Below are 14,671 nucleotides of genomic sequence, written 5' to 3'. Positions count from 1 at the left end.
CTTCAACTTCTCTCCACTGATCTGCGGCGGCGCGGCGTTCCCGGACGCGGTGCGGCCGGTCGTGAGGGGCTCAGCTGTGCGGGGCATGGTCGTGCTGGGTGCGAGCGGCGGTGCCGACGATGTTATGCGCCATGCCTTCGAAGACGACCGCGTGGAAGGGAGAGACACTCCACCTGTCCAGGTGACCCAGCAGTCCGCGCGGGTGGAACAGCGCTCGCTGCCGGTATCGGACAGGTCCGCGGCCGTTGCCGTCCACGCGCATCTCCAGCCACGCCAGACCCGGCAGCCGCATCTCGGCGCGCAGCCGCAGCAGCCGGCCGCGCTCGATCTCCTCCACCCGCCAGAAGTCCAGAGAGTCGCCCACTCGCAGCCGCCGGGCGTCCCGCCGGCCCCGGCACAGGCCGACGCCGCCGACGAGGCGGTCGAGCCAGCCACGCACGACCCAGGCCAGGGGAAAGGAGTACCAGCCGTTCTCACCGCGATGCCCTCGATGACCTGCCACAGCGCCTCCGGCGCCACATCGTCTCGCGTTCACGGACGTCGGCGTACAGGCTGCCGCCTGCTCGGTCAGGGTCGGTCGGCAGCGGGTCGCTGGGGGTGTCCGGCACGGAATCCGCGGACCAGCACGTGGCCACCTGGGCTTCCCGGACGCGCTGCAACGCGAAGGCGACTGCCTGGTCGAAGCCGAGCGGATGGCCGGGCGGACTGGGCAGGTACCGCTCGATGTCCCGCTCCCGGCAGATCACTTCGTGGCGCAGGGACTCCGTGAGCGGGCGGACTCGAGGCCGGCACCGGGGTCACCAGGCCGACCCACCGACTTGACAGTCCAGGTGCCAGCACGGGCACGGGCACGATGAGCTGCCGGGGCAGCCCGGCGGCAGCAGCAGCGGAGTCAGGGCGGCCCGGTGTCAACCCGAGGGTCGTTAGTGTTTACCCATGAGCGCGTTGGACACGGCCCAGCTTGAGGCCATGATCGAAGAGGCGACTGTCGACGCCTACAACGAGGACGAGCAGCTGACCGGACTGTTCACCATGCTTGGGGAGCACCTCGCCCTGCCCTTCACCACCGCGGTTCTCGGCGTCGAGGTGACCGTGCGCGGCATCGACGTCACGCCGGACGGCAGGATCGTCGCTCGGTGCTCTCGCGGAAGCATGCGGCAGTCGATCGGAATCCTGGATCTGCCTGTGCCCAGCCCGGCGCCCGAGGGCGCGGAGTGGATCGAGGCATACCGTCACTGGGCCGGTTGAGGCCGGGCACCTCACACCCACGCGGAACCGGTCTGTGTGAAAGGGCTGAACATGGCTGACGCCGTACAGGGCACGCATCGGCGCGTCGGCGAACCGTCGCTGACCGACCTCATCGAGCGCAGTGCCGAGTTGAAAGGGCAGCTGGTCGCCTTCGGGCAGAGCGCCCGCTTCGACCGGTGGTTGACGCCACTCCTGCTGGAGGCCGCAGGGCCTGAGCGCCAGCTGGACGAGGGCGAGGCGATCCGGATCATCGACCACTTCATCCTGCGGTACCGCCTGCCGGACGGTTCGACCGTGGTGGACCGGTTCGTCGCCGGGCGCAAGGACCTGACCGCGGCCGACCGGGAGATGTTGCTCGGCTGGCGCGACCCGGTCGAGGGCATCTTCGAGATCCAGCGGAAGGAAGGGGGTGCCGTCGTCCTTCTGAACCTGGTCGACGACCTGGAGTACCGCACGTACTCGAATGTGGGCCGGGCGGCGTTCCGCGGAGTGTCCAAGGGGAGCTTCCTCCACACCTGTCTGGTACCGGTCCACTCGGCCGGCGAGGCCTGGCTGGTGTCCGGGGCGATGTCGGGCTACCCCAGGTCCAGCGCCACCGAGATCGCCCAGGTCGCCCTGCAACTGGCCACCAGCCGACCCGAACTGGTCTTCCGCAACCCCCGGAAGGTCGAGCAGGGGTGGCAGGCGATGCGGGAGGACCGGGCCGCGTTCATCGAGGTCTGCGGCGGCGACGAACTGGTCCTTTCGCCTGCCGAAGCCGAGGACCTCCTCAACGCGTACTACCGACACCGCCAGGACTCCGCCCTCGCCGGACATCCCGACCGTGTCCAGGGCAGACGGCTCCCCGGCCGGGACCTGCCCTTTTTCGAGTTGCCGCCGGAACTGGCAGGCTCGGACACCATCGGTGTCATCTACGATCAGGTCGACGGGCTCAACTTCTATGCGGACTACGGGGTGCTACGAGACCTGTTCGCAGACCCGGCGCTCGCGGGCCGCAGGCAGTACCAGGATCTGCTGCGCATCTACCTGCGCGAGGAGTCAATCGGGCCACTGCCGATCCGCCGACTCGCTGCCGCACACCCGGAGACAGTCGACGCCGTGTTCCGAAAGCTGCTGCGGAAGCCCGGATTCACCTGGAGAGAGCACGGCGAGGCGCTGCTGCGCCGTCGCAAGCCCTGGTACTACGCGAACGAGCCCCGCCCTGGTGTCTCTGTCATCGGCGACCGCCTCAGCGCGCTTGCCGCCGACCGTCGACCGTCACGGTTCACACGGCCGTGATGCTGCCCAACACCGACCGTCCTCCTTCCCTACCGCGTATCCGAAAGTCAGTGCGTGAAAGGTGGCAGAGGCTTGACTGGCTGGATCTACATCCTTAGGGCTCGTAAAGAATCAACACGGTGGTTTGGTGTCTGCCGTGAGGGCGATGCCGTGTGCGGTTACGTAAGGGCTGTCTCGATATTGGGTAGGCCGCCGCAGGAGGACAATCGCGCTCATGGCTGACGTCGTCCCCTTCGATCCCGCTCACCTCGCTGGAGTCCTCGACCTGTGTCGTAGTGAGGGATGGTTCACCTTCTCTGCCAGCCCCGAGCGGGCCGAGGCCAGCCTGACTGCACCGGGCGTGGTGGCGCTCGTCGCGGTTGAAGGCACGCGAGTTGTCGGCTTTGCGCAAGCTCTGACCGATGGTGTCGTACAGGCGCACCTGTCACTGCTTGCCACGGCCCACGACCGCCGTCGCGCAGGTATCGGCCGCAGTCTGGTTCAGGAGACTCTTCGCCGCTGCGGAGCCATGCGCATGGACCTGGTCACTGATACCGCAGAAGAGTTCTACGCCGCACTCCCACACCGCAGGTTTCACGGCTTTCGCATCTACGGAGATGTTCAACCGTCCGGTGGGAGTTCGTGAGCGGTAGGCCATGGGAAGGCGGTGGAGAGGCTTCGGCCGGTAGATCTGCCTGAGAGGGGCTCCATAGTCGCCATGCTGCGGGATGATCTCGATCGTGACAGGTGTGATCACGGCGTCGGAGCCGTCTGGATAGCCCCGTTCACTGGGCTGAACCCGCGCTGCTTCGACAAGTTGGTGAGGATGGTGCGCCGTGAAGGGGCGGACGCGGTCCGAAGAGGACGGCCGTGGAGTCTACCGTTGGAGGACCGGGTGCTGCTGGTCGCGGCCTACTGGCGGACCAGCTTGACGCTGCGCCAGCTCGCCCCGCTGTTCGGTATCTCGAAGTCGGCCGCGGACAGGATGTGGGCGACCTTCAGGGACTCCGGCTTCACCGTCAGGCCGGTCTCCTCACCGCCCCAGTCGACCGGCCCGGTGGGGCTGCGGATCGCTGCCGCCCTGGAGGTCCTCGGGGGCGGGTCCTACGCAAGCAGGCCCGTGATCTCTCTGGCCACCTCGCGAGCGGGGCGGCCGACGCCGATCAACGTGGCGGAGGCGGGTCCGGTCCAGTCGCCGTAGCCGAGCAGGTGGAGGCGCGGCTCGTCGACCGCACCCGTGCCCTCGGTCGCGATGTACCGGCGCTGGCCTCGGAGTTGGAGCGGGACCAGGTGAGACTGGGCCGGGCGGAAGCCCCTGCCTTCCGGTCCCTGTCAGCGGCCGGACGCCCGGTGGTTATCGGAGGGCAGGGTGAAGTCGTGACGGGCACGTGCGGTCCCTCGCGGGCCGCCGCGTAGGAGGCTGTTGGCGAGGACGGTGCGCGCTGGTGCACTCATCAGTCGAGTTCGATGTTGAAGTCCCAGACGGCGATGGTCTTTCCGTCATGGCGCCAGGTGAGTTCGGCGGCGCCGGCCTCGTAGGTGCCGGACAGTGTCAGGGCTGCCGTCTGTCCGGGGCGAGCCGTGATGGTCGCCGGGCCGTGGGCGGACAGGGGGACGGGCTTTCCGTTCTCGTCGCGGGAGGTGAAGTCGGCGGCGTGGAGGGTGAGCGGGCCGGTGGCTTCGTGGACGGTCACGGTGATCGTGCCGGTGGCGTGGTCGGGAACGCCGCCTCGCTTGGCGATCGGGTTCTCGGTCGGGCCGCCGGCGGTCACCACCGCGTTCACGCCAGGGAGTTGGGCGTGGACAGAGTAGCCCATGGCCAGCAGTTGCAGGCGTTTCTCACCGGCAATGGGGGTGGCCTGTGCGGTCGGCGGGCTGGGGATGGGGACGGCGCCCAGGCTCTTGACGGTCTTCGCCGCATCGTCGGTCGCCTTCGGCGTGGAGTGGCCGCCGCATCCGGCCAGGGCGGCCAGCGTGAGGGCGGTGCAGGCGAGGGTGGCCAGGGCGGTCTTGGGGTTGGTGCGCCACGTGCCGGGCCGGCGGAGGCCGGCCCGGCGTCGTGCCGCAATGCGCGCAGTGGTCATCGGCGGCAGGTCTTTCCCTTCCGGTCGGGTGCCCGGGTCAGGGCTTCTTGGTGACGGGGTGCTCGGGGTCGTCGATGCGAGCCACGGCCGGGTAGACGGTGCTGCCCGAGGGCGCCGGGGCCAGGGCCTTGCCGGAGGGGTTGTTGTAGACGTCGGCGCCGAACGGGCGCAGGCCGTCGGCAGCCGCGTAGCCCAGGTGTCCGTGACCGTCGGTGCCGCCGCTGCGGACGCCGAACAGGTCCTCCATGCTGCGCAGCCACGAGTAGTGGTTGTAGGGCTGCTCGGAGACGGAGCCCGGCTTGATGTAGCGGGAGAGGAACACGGCGCCGGTGATGCCTCCGCCCGGGGTGGTGTCCTGGCCGAACGCCTGGAAGCCGGGCTGGGTGGTGTTCGGGCCGGGCAGCTCGTTGCAGCACGCGACGACCGACTGAGCGGTGTCGGTCGGGGTGTTCAGCGTCTTGTCCGTGTTGCCGCTGTAGTCGGCGATGGAGTTGCCGTACATCTTGTAGGGCGGGAACGCCTCGTCGAAGATGATCTGGATCATGCCGTCGTGCTGGTACGCCGGGGAGGCCATGATCTGGGGGACGACCTTCTCCAGGAACTTGTCCGAGGCGTACAGGCCGCCCTGGTGGTTGTTCGGGTCACCGGAGAGGTTGTCGCCCTTGCAGGTGGCGTCGTGCGCGTCGGAGCAGTTGTTCGGGCTGATCCAGTTGAAGCGCGGCGTGGTCTTCTCGCTCTTCAGGTCCTGCGCCAGGCCGGTCACGGCCGGGTGCCCTGCCGTGGCGGCGAGCCCGTTGAGCGGGGCGACCCTGGCGCAGTCCCTGGGGTTGTCGATCAGCGAGTGGAACCAGGGCGCCGGGTTGTGCTTGGCCACGTACTGGTCGGCCGGGGTCGCGCCGCCGGGGAGCGGGACACCGTTGCCGGCCGGGCTGCCGGGGATACCGCACTGGTAGGCGTCCTCGCGGGCGGGGGTGTTGCCCATGTCCTGGGCATACACCTTCCACGGGATCTTCTTCGTGTCGAGCTGGTTGAAGAGCGTCTTCACCGAGGACGGGTACACGCAGCCCGTGCCGGCGTTGACCTGGCCGTCGGCGGCCGGGGTGCCCGGGGAGACGTTCTTGTACTGCGGACAGTCGTCCTGGTTGTCAGGCGCCGGGGCCTGCCCGGACACCAGGCTGATGTAGTTGTCCAGGCTGTAGTGGCCGGTGCCGTAGTACTGGGTGAGCAGCTCGCCGTAGGACGGGAGCGTCTTCCACAGGTAGCTGTTCTGGTTGAGGCCTGTGAAGGTGGCCTCGTACGACTTGTTCTCCAGGATGATCGTCCAGACGTGGCCGATCTTGTGCGCCTTGGGGTGGTGCTCCTCATGGGCCGATGCCGAGGCTGGCGCCAGCGTGACCGCGGCGATCGCGCCCACGACGGCCGCCCCCGCTGCAAAGCGCCACTGTCTGCGCCCGCGTATGAACCCTGCCATGTCGCTCCCTCACAGAAGGCAACGCGCGGCGAAGACCTCCCCCGCCGCCCGGGGCACTGTCCACCCACAGGCAACACACATCTCGACTCCACTCCCAACTCCCGTCGGCGCACTGGCGAACAATGGCGGTACGGAGAGCTATCAGACCGTCAAGAAATGTCTGGATGCGGCAAAGAAGGCGGAACCCCTCGCGCAGCGTTCATGAGCCGGGCCCTACGACGCCCGGTGTGCCGTGAGGCTTCGCCGTATCCCGTACGTGGCCGCTCCGAGGGCGAGCACCGCCCCTCCCCACGCCACCGACGTCGCGGGCAGGGTGAAGGCCAGGATCAGGCAGCCGGCCAGGCCGACCACGGGGATGAGGCGCGGCGGCCGGTTCTCCTCCTCGGTCAGGGTCCAGGCGGAGGCGTTCGCGACGGCGTAGTACGCGAGTACGCCGAAGGACGAGAAGCCGATCGCGCCACGCACGTCCGTGGTCGCGGCCAGGATCACCACTACGGCGCCCACCAGCAGCTCCGCGCGATGCGGCGCCTTGAACCGGGGGTGCACGGCGGAAAGGGCATGGGGCAGGTGGTGGTCCCGGGACATGGCCAGCGTGGTCCGCGAGACGCCCAGGATCAGCGCGAGCAACGACCCGAGCGCCGCCACCGCCGCCCCGGCCCGGACCACCGGGACCAGCCCTGGCACCCCGGCCTGCCGTACCGCCTCGGCCAGCGGCGCGCTCTCCCGTGCCAGCCCGTCCGGGCCGAGGACGGCCAGCGCGGACACGGCGACCGCCGCGTACACGGCCAGCGTGATCCCCAGGGCCAGGGGAATGGCCCGGGGAATCGTGCGGGCCGGGTCCCGTACCTCCTCGCCCAGGGTCGCGATCCGCGCGTACCCGGCGAAGGCGAAGAACAGAAGGCCGGCCGCCTGCAACACCCCGGTGACGGAGGCGTCCGATCCGATGTCCAGCCGACCGGCCTGAGCGTTGCCGGAGGTCAGGCAGGCCACCGCCGCGGCGGCCAGCACGGCCAGGACCACGGCGACGATCGCCCGCGTCAGCCAGGCTGCCTTCTGCACGCCCACATAGTTGATGGCGGTCAGCGCCACCACGGCAGCGACCGCGACAGCGTGCGCCTGGCCCGGCCACACATACGACCCCACGGTGAGCGCCATCGCCGCGCACGAGGCGGTCTTGCCCACCACGAAGCCCCACCCGGCGAGGTAGCCCCAGAACTCGCCCAGCCGCTCACGGCCGTACACATAGGTTCCACCGGACTGCGGATAGCGTGCCGCCAGACGTGCCGAGGACGTGGCGTTGCAGTACGCCACCACAGCCGCAACGGCGAGCCCCACCAGAAGGCCCGATCCCGCCGCCCGCGCAGCCGCCGCCAGAGCGGCGAAGACTCCCGCACCGATCATCGAGCCCAGCCCGATGACAACGGCATCGAAAACGCCAAGCCTCCGCTCCAGTACAGCGGCTCCGCCGCCCTTCGACGCCTGGCTCACTGCGCACCACCATCTGTCGACATCCGGGGAGCGAGACGATACCTGTCGGGGATGAACAGCAGGTCGCGCGCGTTGTGATCCTCGGCTTCCGAAGGTCCGGTCGTGCCGAAGTTGGGGGGTGGATCGGGTCCCGGCAGGCTGATCCGGCAAGCGACCTTGATGACATGAAGAGGTCGATCGAGCCCTCCGAGTCGTGGTGTGGGTGACGCGTACCGCCTCATGAGCCGGTCCCGGTGAGCCCAGTCCGTGATGCTGCAACGACTGGCCCAGCCCAGGCATCAGCCGGAGGAGAACCGGCTTCGCAATCCCCGTCCTACGCCGGAGCAGGTGTCCGGAGTTTTGCGGCACGCGCTGCGGACTCCCCTGTTCTCCGCCGTGGCCCGCATGGGCGACGTGTACGGCCACGGTTGCCACAGCCCGCCGCCGACGACAGGGAGCCGCAGAGCATGGGTGGAAAGTCGTGTCACTGGTGCGTTCCAGCTGGGAGCGGACGGTCGCATCGGATGCCCGGGCCAGATCGGCGTGGGTCCAGGTGTGGTTGGCGATCAGGTGGCCTTCGGCGGCCACCGCCCGCACCAGGTTGGGGTACGCGCTGACGCGGGCACCGACCTGGCAGAACGTGGCGGTCACGGCGTAGCGGCGCAGGAGGTCCAGCACCTGCGGAGTCCATTCCGGGTTCGGACCGTCGTCGATGGTCAGCGCGATCGCCCGCGGGCCCTGGTGAACGTAGAACTCCGGCCGACCCGGCAGCTCGACGTAGGCCGGCTCGCTGGCGTGAGAGTCGCCCGGATGAGCGGGCTTCACGGTGTCAGGTGCCGGCCTCCCTTCGTGTTCAGGCGTGCCGCCAGGGGCTGTGCAGGCGCCGAGAAGCATCAATCCGCCGACTGACAGCAGGGCCCGCCGGGTGACATGCGTACTGCCTGCGTTCTCCATGCCTTTGGTAACTGCGCTGCTCCGGAGGGTGGTTGCGCTCTTTGGAGTAAGAACACTGAGGGCCTGGTCCACTCGACGGAACGGACTCCTGGCCGACATCGGACGGCGCTCGCGTTCAGTGTCGTTCGGCCGTCGCATGCCGTCGCGCGCAGTCCGGGCACACCCCGGACAGCTCCACCGTGTGCCGGACGTTGGCGAAGCCGGAGGTCCGTGCGATGGTGTCCGCCCAGTCCTCCACCGGGCCGGAGTCGACGGGGAGGCTCAGGCCGCATTCGGTGCAGAGGAGGTAGTGGCGGTGGTCGGGGCCGGGGCGGTAGCGGAAGAGGCGTTCGCCGCTCGTGTCGCGGACCGTGTCGGCACGGCCAGCGCCGGCCAGGGCGGTCAGGGTGCGGTAGACCGTGGAGAGGCCGACCGGTGAGCCGTCGGCGGCGAGCCGGTTGTGGAGGGCCTGGGCGCCGACGAAGCCCTCGGCCCGGATGAGCGCCTCGACCACGACGGTGCGTTGCTGGGTGTGGCGGCCGATCAGCGTGACGTCGGCTGACAGTGTGCGGGCGGGCTGTCGGTCGCGTTCCATCAACGTGCCTTCGCTCATGTGCCGGTGGGGACGGCGGTTCTGGTGCGAGGGTTGGAGGCGGGCCGTCCTATCAGGAACGTTGCGGCGTAGACGGCCGTGGCGACGGCCATGATGGCGAAGCTCGGGGGCATCCTCGGAACCGCGTACGAGGCGAACAGCCCGGCCCACATCTCCAGTACCGCCAGGGCGGCGGAGAGGGCGAGTGCCCGGTAGGGGCGGTCGGTGAGGCGGATCGCGGCGCCCGCGGGGGCGGCGAGCAGGCCGAGCAGGAGCAGAGAGCCGACCGCCTGGGTGGCCTCTGCGGCACTGATCCCGGCCAGGGCCAGGAAGCCGTAGCCGAGCAGGCGGACCGGTACCCCGCGGGCGGCGGCCACGGCCTCATCCAGCGTGGCGAACAGCAGCGGCCGGGCGATGAGGACCACGAACAGTCCGACCCCGGCGGCCACCAGGGCGGCGATGACCGCGCTGGCAGAGGAGATGCCGAAGACGGAGCCGAACAGCACGCTGACGCCGGCGGTTCCGTTCGCGGTGCTGCGGGAGGTCGTGTAGAGGGTGATGAAGAAGGCGCCCAGGCCCAGGATCCAGGAGAAGACGCTGCCGATGACCACGTCGTCGGGGCGTGCGCGGCGGCCGAGGGTGCCGAAGAGCAGCGCCATGGCGATGGTCGCGGCGAACAGGCCCAGGCGCAGGTCGGCGCCGAAGGCGAGGGCGGCCATCGCGCCGGTGAAGGCGACGTGGCTGAGCGCGTCGCCGGTGAAGACCTGGGCGCGCAGGACGAGGAAGTAGCCGACCAGTCCGGAGGCGGCGGCGATGGCGGTCCCGGCGAGGAGGGCGTGCTGGAAGAACGGCTGGGACAGCGGGGAGGCGGCGAGGAGGATGGTCATGCCCCCACCTCCGCGGAGGCGAGCCGGGCGCTGGTCCGGCTGCCGAGCAGTGTGTGCAGTGAGCGCCAGCCCAGGGCGAGTACGTATCCGGCGAAGGCGATGGTCGTCACGAAGAAGCCCAGGGGGTAGGGCGAGTAGTAGGCGGCGGTCAGGCCGAGCCAGGTGGCGGCGAACGCCAGCAGGACGGCCAGGACCAGGCTCAGCGCCGGGCGGGCGGTGAGGATCTGAGCGGTGGCGGCCGGGATCACCATGAGGGCGAAGACCAGAAGGGTGCCCGTGATCTGGCTCGCCTCGGCGGTGGCGGCGCCGAGCAGGACGAGGAAGACCACCGACAGTGCCCGGACCGGCACCCCGCGCCCGCCGGCGACCTGCGGGTCGACGGATGCGAACAGCAGCGGCCGCCCGATCACCGCCAGCACCGCGAGCACCACAGCGCCGACCACCGTCAGCGCGGTCACCTGAGACGAGGTGATGCCCAGGAAGGTGCCGAAGAGGATGGTCTGCGGCCCCTCCAGCAGACCCCTGTACAGGGCGATGAACAGGAAACCGGAGGCCATCAGGAATGCCTGCACGGTTCCGGTGAGCGCGGACTCGTGGTGGTCTCCGCCGCCGCGCAGGGCGGCGATGACCAGTGCGGCGGCCACGCACAGCGTGAAGTACCCGTAGACCGCGCTGACCCCGAGCAGCACCGCTCCGGCGGCGCCGGGGAAGGCGACCAGGGAGACGGTGTGCGCGGCGAACGTCTGCCTCCGCAGCACCACGAACCACCCCACGAGCGCCGAGACCACGGCCACGACCGCGCCTGCGCGGAAGGCGTTGACCATGAACGGGTACGACCACATCTCCTGGAAGTGTGTGAGGAGGTTCCACGACCACGCTGGTGTGGTCCCCACGTCAGCCAGCAGCATGACCGCTCCCCGGGGTGTCGTGCCGGTCGGTGTGCACCGCGGGTGCCTCCGGCTGGCCCACCACGACCAAGCGGCCGTCCGAGGCTCGCAGTACCTCGACCGGTGTGCCGTACAGCCGGGTCAGTGTCTCGGAGGTGATGACCTCGGTCGGCGTGCCGGTGGCGGCTCCGCCCTCGGCCAGGTACACCACGCGGTCCAGGTGGTGGAGTATCGGGTTCACGTCGTGGGCGACCATGACCACGGAGACGCCCTCCTGGTGGCAGATGCGCCCGATGAGTGCTGCGACGGCGCCCTGGTTGGGCAGGTCGAGGCTGTCCAACGGCTCGTCCAGCAGGAGCAGTTCGGGCCTGCGGACCAGTGCCTGGGCGATCAGCAGCCGCTGCTGCTCGCCGCCGGAACACTGCCCGATCGGCCGGTGCGCGTACGCCGACGCCCCGACCAGCTCGATGACTTCGTCCACCCGTGCACGGTCGGCCCGCCGCCGTGCGCTCGGGAACGGTAGCGGTACGCCCCACCGGTCCCCGTCCAGACCCATGCGCACGACATCGACACCGCGGATCTGCAGGGTGGCGTCGAAGCTGCGGCGCTGCGGCAGGTAGCCGATGCGGTCGTTGGCCTGTCCGGGCCGGGCTCCGAGCACCCGTACGTCACCGGCTGCCGCGGGCAGGGTGCCGAGCAGGACCTTGATCATGGTGGACTTGCCGACGCCGTTGGGGCCGAGTACGGCGGTGAACTCGCCGGCTCCGATACGAAGGTCCACCTCCGACCAGAGTGTCCGGCCGCCGACCCGCACGGCGGCGCCGCGCAGCGCGACCACCGGGGCGTTCGCGAAGTCGGTGGTGGTGTCGTGATGTGCGGTTCGGTGCTTGGGGATGGTCGGGGTGCTGTGGCTGGTGACGGCCTCGCGGGCCTTGGCTATCGGGTTCACGGCGTCAGTTCACTTCCCGGTGGCCTTGGCCAGGGCCTGCTGGATGCCCTGGAGTTCGGTGGTCTGCCACTGCTGGAAGGTGTCCCCGGCGGGGGCGAGGGTCTCGGTCACGGTGGCAACCGGGATGCCCTGCGCCTTGGCCGCCTTGACCTGCGCCTGCACGTCGGGCGTGGAGTTCTGGGAGTTGTAGACGTAGATCTTGATCTGCTTGGTCTTGATCTGCTGGTCGATGGTGGCCTTGTCCTTGGCCGTGGGGTCGGAGCCCTCGCTCATCGCGTCCAGGAACGTCTCCGGGGTGAGCATCTTCAGCCCCAGGCCCTCGGAGAGCGGCGTGACGATGGACTCCGAGGCGCCGATCGGGGTGCCCGCGTACTTCGCCTTGATGTCGGCTATGAGCTGGTTGTATCCGGCGAGCGTCTTCGTCTCGAAGGTCGTCTTCTGCTGGTCGAAGTAGGAGGCGTCGGCCGGGTCGGTCTTCTTGTAGTCGGCGGTGATCTTCTCGATGACCTGGTGGACGTTGTCCGGGGAGTACCAGCGGTGCGGGTTGCCGCCCGGCTTGATCCCGACCAGGTCACCGACCTTCAGCTCGGTGCGCCCGCTGCCGGGGTTGGAGGCGAGGAGCTTGTCGGCCCAGGCGTCGTAGCCGATGCCGTTGACGATGGCGTACTGGGCGCCGGCCACGGTGCGGGCGTCGGCTGCGGTCGGCTCGTAGGCGTGCGGGTCGGTGTCCGGGTTGGTGATGATGCTGGTCACCTTCACGTGGCTGCCGCCGAGCTGGGAGGCGATGCTGCCCCAGAAGTTCTCCGCTGCCACCACCTGGATCGTCTTGCCCGAGCCGCTGCCGCCGCCGGTCGCGGCGGTGTCGGTGGTGTGCGAGGAGGAGGTCGAGCAGGCGCTCGCTGTGATGGCCGTCAAGGCGGCCGTCGCGGTGACCAGCGCGATCCTCGCGGACGGGCGGGCGTGACGGGAGGTGGGGACGGCGGACATGCGGAGCTCCTTCGGGCGATGCGCGGCGCGCGGCGGACACGTGCCGGGCCGTGTGGCGACACCCTCGACGCTAGATGGGAATGATTTTCAGATCAACGTCAGATGAAAACCGTTGCCATCTTTTGACCGGGTGTGCGACCGCTTAGGCCGCCGCAGTCGCTCACGGGGACCGGGCGTCCCTGTGGGCGACTGCTGCCGAGGAGTCCGTGGTTCAGCAGTCGCGGAACTCCGGCGACTGGTTGAGGATCTGCGAGCGCAGGGAGGTGAAGCGGGTGTGGGTCTCGCCGCCGCGCGCCTCGGGGTGGAAGGCGGCGACCCGGTGGCAGTTCTGGAAGGCGAGGGCGATGCCGAAGTGGCGTTCCAGGCTGCCCCGGATCGCATCGCTGGACAGCGCCCGCAGCAACTGGCCGCGCTCCTTCTCGGAGGGCGGCGGAGTCTGGTTGTCGGCGAACTCCGCTGCGCCGGAACGCAGTTCGACGGCCAGGCGGGCGATGAGGTCGTAGGCGTACGGCAGGGAGGTGCGGACCGTTTCCATGAAGTCCTGCTCCCGCACCTCGCCGATCTCGGCTTCGGCGAGCAGCTGCGGGGAGACGTCGAGTGACATGAAGGGCTGTCCTGTTCTGTGGTTCTGTTCTTGTAAGGGTGGGGGGTCAGGCGAGTGCGGCGGCGGTCAGTGCTGCGGGGCCGTGCCGGAAGTCCGGGTCGACCTGGGTGGCGAGATCCTGGCCGGTGGCCTCGTTGGCCCAGGCGGCGGCGTTGCGCAGATGGAACTCGACGGTGTGCTTCTGGAAGCTCGCCCAGTCCTTGGTGCGGGCGTCCACGGCCGCGCGCAGCCGGTCCAGCGTGCGGGTGTTGTGGGGCTCCAGTTCGCCGTGTCCGCCGCGGCCTTGCTCCTGGGCGCGCACATAGGAGGACTGCTCGCAGTGGGCGATCAGATCTCCGCCGACGTGGCCGTGCAGGAAGTCGAGGTCGTCCTCTCCGGTGATCTTGTTGCCGACGACGGCGACCGGGATGCCGAACTCGGCTGCGTGGTCGCGGTACTGGCGGTACACGGAAACGCTCTTGCGGGTCGGTTCGACGACCAGGAACGTCATGTCGAAGCGGGTGAACAGACCAGAGGCGAAGGCGTCCGCGCCGGCGGTCATGTCGACCACGACGTACTCGCCGGGGCCGTCGACCAGGTGGTTGAGGTACAACTCGACCGCGCCGAGCTTGGAGTGGTAGCAAGCCACACCGAGGTCGCTCTCGTCGAAGGCGCCGGTCACCATCAGTGAGACGCCGCCGACCTCCTGGACGTGGTGGCCGTGGATCTCGTCCTCGCCGAGCAGGCGCAACAGCCGGGAGCCGCGTCCGGGCGGGGTCGTCTTGACCATGGCCTCGCGGGACGGGATCCGCGGGTTGGCGCCCCGCAGGTAGTCCTTGATCTCGCCGGTGCGTGCGCTGAGCGGTGGCGCGGTGAAGAACTCCTCCTCGTCCAGGCCGAGGGCGTAGGCGAGGTGCTGGTTGATGTCGCCGTCGATCGCGACGACCGGCGCGCCTGAGTGCGCCAGGTGGCGGGAGAAGAGGGCTGACAGGGTCGTCTTGCCGCTGCCGCCCTTGCCGACGAAGGCAACGCGCATGGCTAACCACTCCTATTGAAAATGGGTGTCATGAGCATAGGGTGGGGGGTGTGGCAGGTGGCGTCAAATCGCTCACTTCCCAACTCGCTGGTTTGCCACGCGAGTTGGACTGCATCTGGCGCGAACAGAGACCCGTTTGACCCATGCGGATGTGACCCATACGGAGGAGACGTGGAGATGAGCGATGCCGCAGGCGGCCGTGGGGGCGGCCCTTTCACTCTTGTCGTCTGTGGCTCATGTCATGCCGCCGAGGCAGGGCGGCTGATCGACAGGCTGCGGCGCGCGGTCCG

General features: G+C 69.5%; 13 protein-coding genes and 5 pseudogenes. 4 read left to right on the top strand and 14 right to left on the bottom strand.

The features are described from left to right. Positions 1-70: 70 nt before the first annotated feature. Positions 71-885, bottom strand: a pseudogene (locus AC4OXY_RS38735) (DUF2867 domain-containing protein); the annotation flags it as partial. 51 nt (positions 886-936) lie between these two features. Here AC4OXY_RS38735 and AC4OXY_RS38730 point away from each other — a divergent pair. The 4 genes and pseudogenes from AC4OXY_RS38730 to AC4OXY_RS38715 form a co-directional block, all read left to right on the top strand. Continuing rightward, positions 937-1,248 (top strand): hypothetical protein, encoded by a 312-nt coding sequence (locus AC4OXY_RS38730; RefSeq protein ID WP_356035212.1) that lies wholly within the window; start codon positions 937-939, stop codon positions 1,246-1,248. Positions 1,249-1,299: 51 nt separating this feature from the next. After that, positions 1,300-2,526, top strand: a complete 1,227-nt coding sequence (locus AC4OXY_RS38725) for a hypothetical protein (protein WP_491992017.1) — start codon at positions 1,300-1,302, stop codon at positions 2,524-2,526. A 214-nt stretch (positions 2,527-2,740) separates the two neighbouring features. Continuing rightward, positions 2,741-3,151 carry a GNAT family N-acetyltransferase gene (locus tag AC4OXY_RS38720; RefSeq protein WP_491992016.1) on the top strand — a complete coding sequence of 137 codons (411 nt, stop codon included), beginning with the start codon at positions 2,741-2,743 and terminating at the stop codon, positions 3,149-3,151. Positions 3,152-3,245: 94 nt separating this feature from the next. Next, positions 3,246-3,493, top strand: a pseudogene (locus AC4OXY_RS38715) (helix-turn-helix domain-containing protein); the annotation flags it as partial. Here AC4OXY_RS38715 and AC4OXY_RS38710 read toward each other — a convergent pair. The 13 genes and pseudogenes from AC4OXY_RS38710 to AC4OXY_RS38650 form a co-directional block, all read right to left on the bottom strand. After that, a pseudogene (locus tag AC4OXY_RS38710) lies at positions 3,460-3,540 on the bottom strand (NUDIX domain-containing protein); the annotation flags it as partial. The pseudogenes AC4OXY_RS38715 and AC4OXY_RS38710 sit on opposite strands and share 34 nt — an antisense overlap. A 69-nt stretch (positions 3,541-3,609) precedes the next feature. Then, positions 3,610-3,819: pseudogene (locus tag AC4OXY_RS38705) on the bottom strand (pyridine nucleotide-disulfide oxidoreductase); the annotation flags it as partial. Between the two features lie 140 nt (positions 3,820-3,959). After that, the gene (locus AC4OXY_RS38700; protein WP_491992015.1) at positions 3,960-4,589 is read right to left on the bottom strand and encodes a hypothetical protein; all 630 of its coding nucleotides are present in this window, start codon (positions 4,587-4,589) and stop codon (positions 3,960-3,962) included. A 37-nt stretch (positions 4,590-4,626) separates the two neighbouring features. Continuing rightward, positions 4,627-6,060 carry an alkaline phosphatase family protein gene (locus tag AC4OXY_RS38695; RefSeq protein WP_491992014.1) on the bottom strand — a complete coding sequence of 478 codons (1,434 nt, stop codon included), beginning with the start codon at positions 6,058-6,060 and terminating at the stop codon, positions 4,627-4,629. A gap of 213 nt (positions 6,061-6,273) precedes the next feature. Next, complete coding sequence (locus AC4OXY_RS38690) at positions 6,274-7,548, bottom strand: APC family permease (RefSeq protein WP_491994707.1); 1,275 nt, start codon at positions 7,546-7,548, stop codon at positions 6,274-6,276. A 474-nt stretch (positions 7,549-8,022) separates the two neighbouring features. Further along, positions 8,023-8,421 (bottom strand): annotated as a pseudogene (locus tag AC4OXY_RS38685) (polysaccharide deacetylase family protein); the annotation flags it as partial. Between the two features lie 175 nt (positions 8,422-8,596). Further along, positions 8,597-9,055: a Fur family transcriptional regulator gene (locus AC4OXY_RS38680; RefSeq protein WP_491992013.1), complete on the bottom strand. Its 459-nt coding sequence runs from the start codon at positions 9,053-9,055 to the stop codon at positions 8,597-8,599. 14 nt (positions 9,056-9,069) lie between these two features. Beyond that, positions 9,070-9,939 (bottom strand): metal ABC transporter permease, encoded by an 870-nt coding sequence (locus AC4OXY_RS38675; protein WP_491992012.1) that lies wholly within the window; start codon positions 9,937-9,939, stop codon positions 9,070-9,072. Then, positions 9,936-10,847 carry a metal ABC transporter permease gene (locus AC4OXY_RS38670; protein WP_491992011.1) on the bottom strand — a complete coding sequence of 304 codons (912 nt, stop codon included), beginning with the start codon at positions 10,845-10,847 and terminating at the stop codon, positions 9,936-9,938. Before AC4OXY_RS38670 ends, AC4OXY_RS38675 begins: the two co-directional genes overlap by 4 nt. Then, complete coding sequence (locus AC4OXY_RS38665) at positions 10,834-11,775, bottom strand: metal ABC transporter ATP-binding protein (RefSeq protein ID WP_491992010.1); 942 nt, start codon at positions 11,773-11,775, stop codon at positions 10,834-10,836. The genes AC4OXY_RS38670 and AC4OXY_RS38665 overlap by 14 nt, the downstream gene beginning before the upstream one ends. A gap of 9 nt (positions 11,776-11,784) precedes the next feature. Beyond that, positions 11,785-12,762, bottom strand: coding sequence for a metal ABC transporter solute-binding protein, Zn/Mn family (locus tag AC4OXY_RS38660; RefSeq protein ID WP_491992009.1), 978 nt, complete (start codon positions 12,760-12,762; stop codon positions 11,785-11,787). A 211-nt stretch (positions 12,763-12,973) separates the two neighbouring features. Beyond that, on the bottom strand, positions 12,974-13,366 hold the full coding sequence (locus tag AC4OXY_RS38655; RefSeq protein WP_491992008.1) for an SCO5389 family protein: 393 nt from the start codon (positions 13,364-13,366) through the stop codon (positions 12,974-12,976). Between the two features lie 46 nt (positions 13,367-13,412). After that, a complete protein-coding gene (locus AC4OXY_RS38650) occupies positions 13,413-14,381 on the bottom strand; it encodes an ATP-binding protein (protein WP_491992007.1) in 969 nt (322 codons plus the stop codon). Positions 14,382-14,671: the final 290 nt, after the last annotated feature.

The organism is Streptomyces sp. HUAS MG56 (assembly GCF_058673395.1).
Note: the sequence above shows the minus strand (reverse complement) of the source record. Positions and strands in the feature narration are given on the sequence as shown.